Origin of the sequence: Streptomyces sp. GC420, assembly GCF_009916105.1 — a bacterium.
Taxonomy (GTDB): domain Bacteria; phylum Actinomycetota; class Actinomycetes; order Streptomycetales; family Streptomycetaceae; genus Streptomyces.
On the sequence record NZ_JAAAXQ010000374.1, the window covers coordinates 1 to 7478 of the forward strand.

A 7478-nucleotide genomic window follows, 5' to 3' on the forward strand; every position below is an offset into this window, starting at 1 on the left:
CGGTCTCACCACCCGGGAGAAGGACCCCCGCAAGTCGCTGCACCTCGACGAGGTGCCCGTGCCCGAGCTGGGCCCCGGAGAGGCCCTGGTCGCCGTGCACGTCCGTGCCGCCGCGAGGTCCGGCTCCGGTACGACGCCGACGACCGGGTAGCCGCCGGTCGTCGGGTGGTCGGCGAGGAAGACCAGGGGGCGGCCGTCCGGAGGCACCTGGACCGAGCCCAGCACCATGCCCTCGCTGGGCAGTTCGCCCGGGACGGCCCGCTCGAGCGGCGGGCCCTCCGTACGCAGCCCGACACGGTTGCTCGCGGAGGACACCCGGTAGCGGGACCCGGCCAGCGTCGCCAGCGCCCCGGGCGTGAACCAGTCGTGGCGCGGCCCCAGCAGCAGCCGCAGCACCAGTTCGCGCGGCGGCGCCGGGTGCGGCACCGCGTCGGCGTGAGCGGGCCGGCCGGGTGCCCGGCCCAGTGGCAGCACCGCGCCGTCCGTCAGGGGTGCCGGGCCGAGGCCCGACAGCAGATCGGTGGAACGGCTGCCGAGCACCGGCTCGACCGTGATGCCGCCCGCGAAGCCCACGTAGCAGCGCAGGCCGGACCGCGCCGCGCCGATGTCGAGCACCGCCCCCGCGGGTACCCGTACCGGGGCGCCCCAGGCCGCCGGCCGCCCGTCCACGGTGACCGGGCAGTGTGCCCCGGCCACCGCCACGGTCACGTCGCAACGCGACCGCACCGCACAGCCGCCCAGCGTGGTCTCCAGCACGGCGGCCCCGGGCGGGTTGCCCACCAGACGGTTCACCAGCAGGGACGCCGGCGCGTCCAGGGCGCCCGAGCGCGGCACTCCCAGATGGGCGTGCCCCGGACGGCCCTGGTCCTGCACGGTGGTGAGCGCCCCGGCCCGTACGACGGCGAGGGCCCGGTCCGTCATGACCGCCCCGCGGACAGCGGGACGAAGCGGACCCGCGTGCCCGGGCTCAGCAGGGCCGCGGGCTCGCGGTCCTGGTCCCACAGCACCGTCTCCGTCGTACCGATGAGCTGCCAGCCGCCCGGCGAGGAGCGCGGGTACACGCCGGTGTACGGGCCGGCGAGCGCGACCGAGCCCGCGGGCACGGAGGTGCGGGGGGTGGCCCGGCGCGGGACCGCGTACCGCTCGGGCAGCCCCGTGAGATAGCCGAAGCCGGGCGCGAAGCCGCAGAACGCGACCCGGAACTCGGCCGCCGAGTGCACGCGCGCGACCTCCTGCGCCGTCACCCCCCACAGGTCCGCGACCACGGCGAGGTCCGGGCCGTCGTACCGCACCGGTATCTCCACCACGGCCGCGGACCGCGGGCGCGGCGGCGGCACCCGCCAGCGGCTCAGCTCCTCGGCCAGACGGCCGGGGTCCTCCAGCCCGTCGAGCAGCACCGTCCGGGCCGCGGGCACGATCTCCCGTACTCCGGGCAGGGTGCCCGCGGCACGGCGGCGCAGCAGCTCCGCGTGGAGTGCTCCGGCCGCCTCGCCGCTGACGGTCTCGACGAGCAGGGCGTGCTCACCGACCGGCAGGACCCTCGGTCCCGTCCCGGGTACGGTTCCCGGTCCTGCCCCCGGCGCCGTTCCCGACGCGGTTCCCCGTCCTGTCACCGGCGGGTTCCCCGGCCCGGTCATGCGAAGGCCTCCACCCGCACACCCGCCGCCTCGAGTTCGTCCCGCACACGGCGGGCGAGACCGGCGGCGCCGGGGGTGTCGCCGTGCACGCACAGGGAGCGCGCCCGGACACCGACGTGCTCGCCGGTGTGCGAGACGACCGTGCCGAACCGGGCCAGCGCCACCGAGCGTTCCACGACCTCGGAGGGGTCGGCGATGACGGCGCCCTCGTCCCCCCGGGGCACGAGGGCGCCGTCGTCGGTGTAGGCACGGTCCGCGAACGCCTCGGCCACGGTGGGCAGTTGCGCCTTCTCTGCCATGGCGAGCAGCCGGGAGCCGGGCAGGCCCAGCACGGGCAGGGCGCCCCCCGCGAGCAGGACACCCTCGACGACGGCCGCGGCCTGCTCCTCGTCGCGCGCCACGCGGTTGTAGAGCGCGCCGTGCGGTTTGACGTAGGCGACGCGGGCCCCCGCCGCCCGTGCGAACACCTCCAGGGCGCCGATCTGGTAGGCCACCTCGGCGGCCAGCTCGGCGGGCGGGACGTCCATGGAGCGGCGCCCGAAGCCGGCCAGGTCGCGGTACGAGACCTGGGCGCCGATGGCCACCCCGCGTTCGGCCGCCAGCTCGCAGACCCGCCGCATGGTGGCCGCGTCCCCGGCGTGGAAGCCGCAGGCCACATTGGCGCTGGTGACGACGGAGAGCAGCGCCTCGTCATCGGTCAGCCGCCAGCGGCCGAAGCCCTCGCCGAGGTCGGCGTTGAGATCGATGGAACCCCAGGTCATGTACGCGACTTCCCTTTCCTCTGTCTCCGTCAGGCCACGCGGTACTGATCGTCGCGGGCGTCGGTGATGAACATCCTGCCGGGCGCGTGGGTGATCGCGAACGGCGGGCGGGAGGCCATCACGGCTGCCTGCGGCGTCACCCCGCAGCCCCAGAACACCGGGATGTCGTCCGGCTCGGCCTCCACCGGATCCCCGAAGTCGGGCCGGGAAAGGTCCTCGATGCCCAGCGCGCGCGGGTCGCCGCAGTGCACGGGGCCGCCGTGCACAGCGGGCATCAGCGCGCTCACCCCGATCGCGGTGCCCAGGGCGGCGGGCGGCACGGGACGCATCGACACGACCAGCGGTCCGTGCAGCCGTCCCGCCGGGCGGCAGGTGCGGCCGGTGACGTACATCGGCACGTTGCGGCCCTGTTCGACGTGCCGCATCGGCACGCCCGCGCCGGCCAGCGACCACTCGAAGGTGAAACTGCACCCGATGAGGAAGGAGACCAGGTCGCCGCGCCAGTGACCGGTCACCTCGGCGGGCTCGTCGGCCAGTTCGCCGTGCTCCCACACCCGGTAGCGGGGGATGTCGGTGCGCAGATCGGCGTCGGGGGCGAGCGGGGTGGTCCACGATCCGGCGTCGGTGACGTCGAGCACCGGGCACGCCTTGGGATTGCGCTGACAGAACAGCAGCACGTCGTACGCCCAGTCGGCCGGTACGGAGATCAGGTTGGCCTGCGTGCGGCCGGGCACCCAGCCGGCGGTCGGGGAATCCGTGCCGGCCCGGAAGAGGGCCCGGGCCTCCGCGGGCTCCAGCCCGGCGCGGTCCGGGCCGGCCGCCGCTTCGGTCGCGGCGGTGGGTGGTGCGACGGCTTGTGCGGCGGTCCGCGGCGTGTCCGCCCGAGGTGAGCCCGCCCGCGGGGCGAGCGGGCCGTGACCGGTCCCGGCGGCCCGGCCGTGCGCGGTGTCCAGGAAGGTCACGGCAGGTCCCTTCCGCGCGTCTCGGGCAGTCCGAGGAGGGCGAGTACCGCGATCCCGTACCCGATGGCCCCGAAGATCAGGGCACCGCCGACGCCCCAGCTCCCGGCCAGGAAACCCACCATGGCCGGGAAGAAGGCGCCCACGGCCCGCCCGGTGTTGTAGGTGAAGCCCTGCCCCGTGCCGCGCACGGCCGTCGGGTAGAGCTCGCTGAGGAACGAACCGAAGCCGCTGAAGATGGCCGACATGCAGAACCCGAGCGGGAATCCGAGGACGAGCAGCAGGGTGTTCGCCCCGGACGGGATGCCGGTGTAGGCGGCGATGCTGCCCGCGGACAGGACGGCGAAGAGCGCGATGTTCTTCTTGCGGCCCAGCCGGTCCGTGAGGTAACCGCCGGTCAGGTAGCCGGTGAAGGCACCCGAGATGAGGAAGGCCAGATAGCCGCCGGTGCCGACGACGGTCAGCCCGCGCTCCGTCTTCAGATACGTGGGCACCCAGGTGGCCAGCGTGTAGTACCCGCCCTGGACACCCGTGGACAGCAGCACGGCGAACAGCGTGGTGCGCAGCAGTCCGGGCCTGAAGATCGCCGCGAAGCTCCCCTTCTCCGTGCTCTCGGCGCGGCGCCTCGCGGCCTCGGGGGCGTCGCTGACACTGCGGCGCACGTAGATGACGAGCAGCGCGGGCAGCGCGCCCGTGAAGAACATCACCCGCCAGGCGGTGTCCGGGTCCACGTACTGGAAGACCAGGGTGTAGACGAGGACGGCGAGACCCCAGCCGACGGCCCAGGAGCTCTGGATGACGCCGAGCGTGCGGCCCCGGTGCCTGGCGGAGGCGTACTCCGCGACCAGGATCGCGCCGACCGCCCACTCGCCGCCGAAACCGAGGCCCTGGAGGGCGCGGAAGACCAGCAGCGTCTCGTAGTCGGGCGCGAAGCCGCACAGGACGGTGAAGACGGCGTACGTGATCACCGTGATCATCAGGGCCTTCACCCGTCCGATGCGGTCGGCCAGGACGCCGGCGAGGGCGCCGCCCACGGCCGAGACGACCAGGGTGACGGTGGTGAGAAGTCCGGTCTGTCCGGTGTCGAGCGAGAAGTACGCGGCGATCGCCACCATGCTCAGCGGCAGCGTGAAGAAGTCGTACGAGTCGAGGGCGTAGCCGCCGAACGCGCCGCCGAAGGCGCGGCGTCCGCGGGGTCCGAGGGCCCGCAGCCAGGCGAACGCGCCGCTGTCCTCGGCGGGTCCGGTGCGGCCGGCGCGCCCGTCGTGCGGGCCGGTGCGGGTGACGGGGGGCGGTGGTGTCGTGCTCATCTGCACCTCGCAGAAGGGGAGATGGGTGCGTCAGGACTGAGCTGAGACCGTGCGTGTCCGGATAAGTTAGAGGATCGTTGAACGATCCTTCAAGAGGTATGTTGTTGCGTTCTCGATTCTGCGGTTGACTTCGGCCTGTTCTGGACGAAAAAGCACGCGGCGGAGCGGGAGATGACGGCACTGTGGGGACGACGGGCGCCGGACTGGGCGAACTGGCGGACGACCGCGCGCGACTGGGACGCACCAGTACCGCGGAGCGGGTCGCGGACATCCTCCGCGACCGGATCGCGGAAGGCTTCTTCCCGCCCGGCACACGGCTGTCCGAGGACAGCATCGGAGGCGCCCTCGGCGTCTCCCGCAACACGCTGCGGGAGGCGTTCCGGCTGCTCACCCACGAGCGGCTGCTCGTCCACGAGTTGAACCGGGGCGTCTTCGTCCGGGTCCTCGCCGTCGAGGACGTCGCCGACATCTACCGCGTCAGGCGCCTCGTCGAGTGCGCCGTCGTCCGCGGGCTCGGCGAGCCGCCGTACGCGCTGGAGAGGCTCGTGGCCGCCGTCGAACAGGGCGCGCGCGCCGCACACGAGAAGGACTGGACCGTCCTCGGAACCGCCAACATCCACTTCCACCGCGAACTGGTCGCCCTGGCCCGCAGCCCGCGCACGGACGAACTGATGCGCGGCGTACTCGCCGAACTGCGCCTCGCCTTCCACATGGTGGACGACGCCCGCCGGCTCCACGAGCCGTACCTGGCGCGCAACCGGCAGGTCCTCGACGCCCTGCGGGACGGCGACACGGCAGGCGCCGAACGGCTCCTCGCGCGGTACCTGGACGACTCCCGCGAACAACTGGTCGAGGTGTACGCGCGCCGGATCGAGGCGGGCGGGGCCGGCGAGGGCTGAGAGCGGGGGGCGCTGCCGGGCACCGTACGGGCCGCGCCGTCCGGGCGCCGGGGCCGCCGGGGTCCGCCGTGCGGACGGGCGCCGGGTCCCGGGTGGCCGGCGATTCGGTCCGCGTGTCCGGCCGGGCGGTGGGCCGGATGTCCGGATCATGACGCCGCCCACGCGGTGCCACCGCGCCGAATCGATCGATGTCAGTGTGACCCCCTAATCTGTCCGTCGTGACCGAATCCGTCCTTCCGTCCCAGCTCACGGGTGCGCAGCGCCCGGCCCCCGGCCCCGCGGCCGACGAGGGCCTGGCGCGGCGGCTGCGCGCGCTCGCCTGCACTGCGCCGCTGCACGACCTCGACGCCCGGAAGGCGAATCTCGCCGGCGAGTACACGGTGTACTCCATGGCGGAGGTCGCCCTGTCCGCGATCGACCTGGTCACCCTGAACATGGACTTCGACACGGGCGCCGACCACGAGCAGATAGTGGCCAGACTGCTGCCCCGCGTCGCGGCCCAGGCCCCGCGGCGCCCGGTGGCCGAGCACGAGCGCGTCGCCCGCTGGGTCCTGGAGAACCTGATCAACGTCGGCAGCGTGGACCGCGGCTTCCGCGCGGTGTACGGCACCTTCGGAGCCGACGGCGTCTACGTGCGCAGGGACTACGACTTCAAGCTGATCGAGGAGGTCCCAGGCTACGGCGGCGGGGTGTACCTCCGTACGACGGACGAAGCGGTCAACGTACTCGTCGGCGCCCTCGACACCGACGTCACCAGCGCGCAGATCGCCGCCGAGGTCAAGCTGGAGGTGCTGATCAACCGCGGCCGGCTCGCCGACGCCCAGCTCGCCGCCGAGCAGGCCCGCTACCGCACCGTGCAGTACGCCGAATCACTGCGCAGGACGCTGGAGGCGACCCGGCGCAACGTCCGCGCCGTCGACTGGCTCGAGGCCGTCCCCGACATGATCGCGGAGGCACTGGACCACGTCGCCGACCGTTACCGCCACGAGAACGCCATCCTCACCAACATCCGCAAGGCCCGCGACGAGGCCGAGGACCCCGAGCACAAGCGCCGGGCCGCCGAACTCGTCGACATAGTCAAGGACTGCATCCGGCGCCACACCCAGCTCCAGTCCCGGCTGCTCGAGGCGGGCCCGCTGTTCCGCGCCGAGCAGGACCGCCAGGCCTTCGCCGCCCCGGCGGCGCGCTCCGGCCTGGACCTGTACGGCCAGCTGCTCGCCCCCGTCCTGCCGCTTCCCGCCGAGCAGGCGATCCGCGTCACCGACGCCTTCTTCGCCCGCGGCACAGGACTGCGCACACCCACGTCCGTACGGGTCGGCGACCTCGTGGAGATGCTGCTCGCGCCGCCCCAGGAGCGTGAGCACCTCGGCGCCGAGATGCCGGAACCCGACCTCATCGCGACCCCGGACGACAGCCGCTTCACCGAGGAGCAGCTGGCCGCCGCCACGGAACTCCTCGACCTGCCGCCCGACGCGCCCCGCCGGCTTTCGGGACTGCTCGCCGAGGCCCGCCGCAGGGACCCCGAACTGCCCTACCTCGTGGCGCTGCTCGCGGTGCACGCCGCCAGTCCGCCCGTGGGCACCGCCTACCGCCAGGGCGAGGAGCGCCTGCTCTTCGCCGTCGACGACGGCACCGATCTCGACGACCCCGAGTTCGGCGGGGCGGACCTGATAGTGGGCACCGCGCTCCTCGACGCGGCGGGCATGGCCGCGGACCGCACGGAGGCGGCATGAGCGCCCCGGGGCGTGTTTCGAAAGTCCCGCCTGCCCGGGGACGCCCGGCACGCTCCCCCGTGGCCCTCCGGGCACGGGAGGTGCCCCCACGCGGCGTTGTCGGTCGTCGGCGCAGCCCGCTGCGCTCTCCTCCCTCCGCCTTGCGATCGCACGCACCGGACGCCCCCGGCCCCGCCCTG

The 7478-nt window shown here is 74.0% G+C and carries 6 protein-coding genes and 1 pseudogene; 2 read left to right on the forward strand and 5 right to left on the reverse strand.

Features of this window, described 5'->3' with window-relative positions:
• Positions 1 to 93: 93 nt before the first annotated feature.
• The 5 genes and pseudogenes from GUY61_RS31475 to GUY61_RS31495 all read right to left on the reverse strand — a co-directional run.
• Positions 94 to 921, reverse strand: a pseudogene (locus tag GUY61_RS31475) (biotin-dependent carboxyltransferase family protein); the annotation flags it as partial.
• Positions 918 to 1535 carry a 5-oxoprolinase subunit PxpB gene (gene pxpB, locus GUY61_RS31480; protein ID WP_243766893.1) on the reverse strand — a complete coding sequence of 206 codons (618 nt, stop codon included), beginning with the start codon at positions 1533 to 1535 and terminating at the stop codon, positions 918 to 920. The pseudogene GUY61_RS31475 and the gene pxpB, both read right to left, overlap by 4 nt.
• Before the next feature lie 98 nt (positions 1536 to 1633).
• Entirely contained in the window at positions 1634 to 2398 is a 765-nt protein-coding gene (locus GUY61_RS31485; RefSeq protein ID WP_166633652.1) for a LamB/YcsF family protein, read from the reverse strand.
• A gap of 29 nt (positions 2399 to 2427) precedes the next feature.
• Positions 2428 to 3195 (reverse strand): putative hydro-lyase, encoded by a 768-nt coding sequence (locus GUY61_RS31490; protein ID WP_166633655.1) that lies wholly within the window; start codon positions 3193 to 3195, stop codon positions 2428 to 2430.
• A gap of 161 nt (positions 3196 to 3356) precedes the next feature.
• On the reverse strand, positions 3357 to 4667 hold the full coding sequence (locus GUY61_RS31495; RefSeq protein ID WP_166633653.1) for an MFS transporter: 1311 nt from the start codon (positions 4665 to 4667) through the stop codon (positions 3357 to 3359).
• Between the two features lie 182 nt (positions 4668 to 4849).
• On the opposite strand from GUY61_RS31495, the gene GUY61_RS31500 reads away from it, so the two are divergent.
• Complete coding sequence (locus tag GUY61_RS31500) at positions 4850 to 5566, forward strand: GntR family transcriptional regulator (protein ID WP_166633654.1); 717 nt, start codon at positions 4850 to 4852, stop codon at positions 5564 to 5566.
• A gap of 218 nt (positions 5567 to 5784) precedes the next feature.
• Positions 5785 to 7299, forward strand: coding sequence for a hypothetical protein (locus GUY61_RS31505; RefSeq protein ID WP_313896958.1), 1515 nt, complete (start codon positions 5785 to 5787; stop codon positions 7297 to 7299).
• Positions 7300 to 7478 lie beyond the last annotated feature (179 nt).

What these genes read in the sequence shown, in the direction of transcription:
- GUY61_RS31495 (WP_166633653.1), bottom strand. Translation starts at nt 4,667, where the DNA reads ATGAGCACGACACCACCGCCCCCCGTCACCCGCACCGGCCCGCACGAC.
- GUY61_RS31485 (WP_166633652.1), bottom strand. Translation starts at nt 2,398, where the DNA reads ATGACCTGGGGTTCCATCGATCTCAACGCCGACCTCGGCGAGGGCTTC.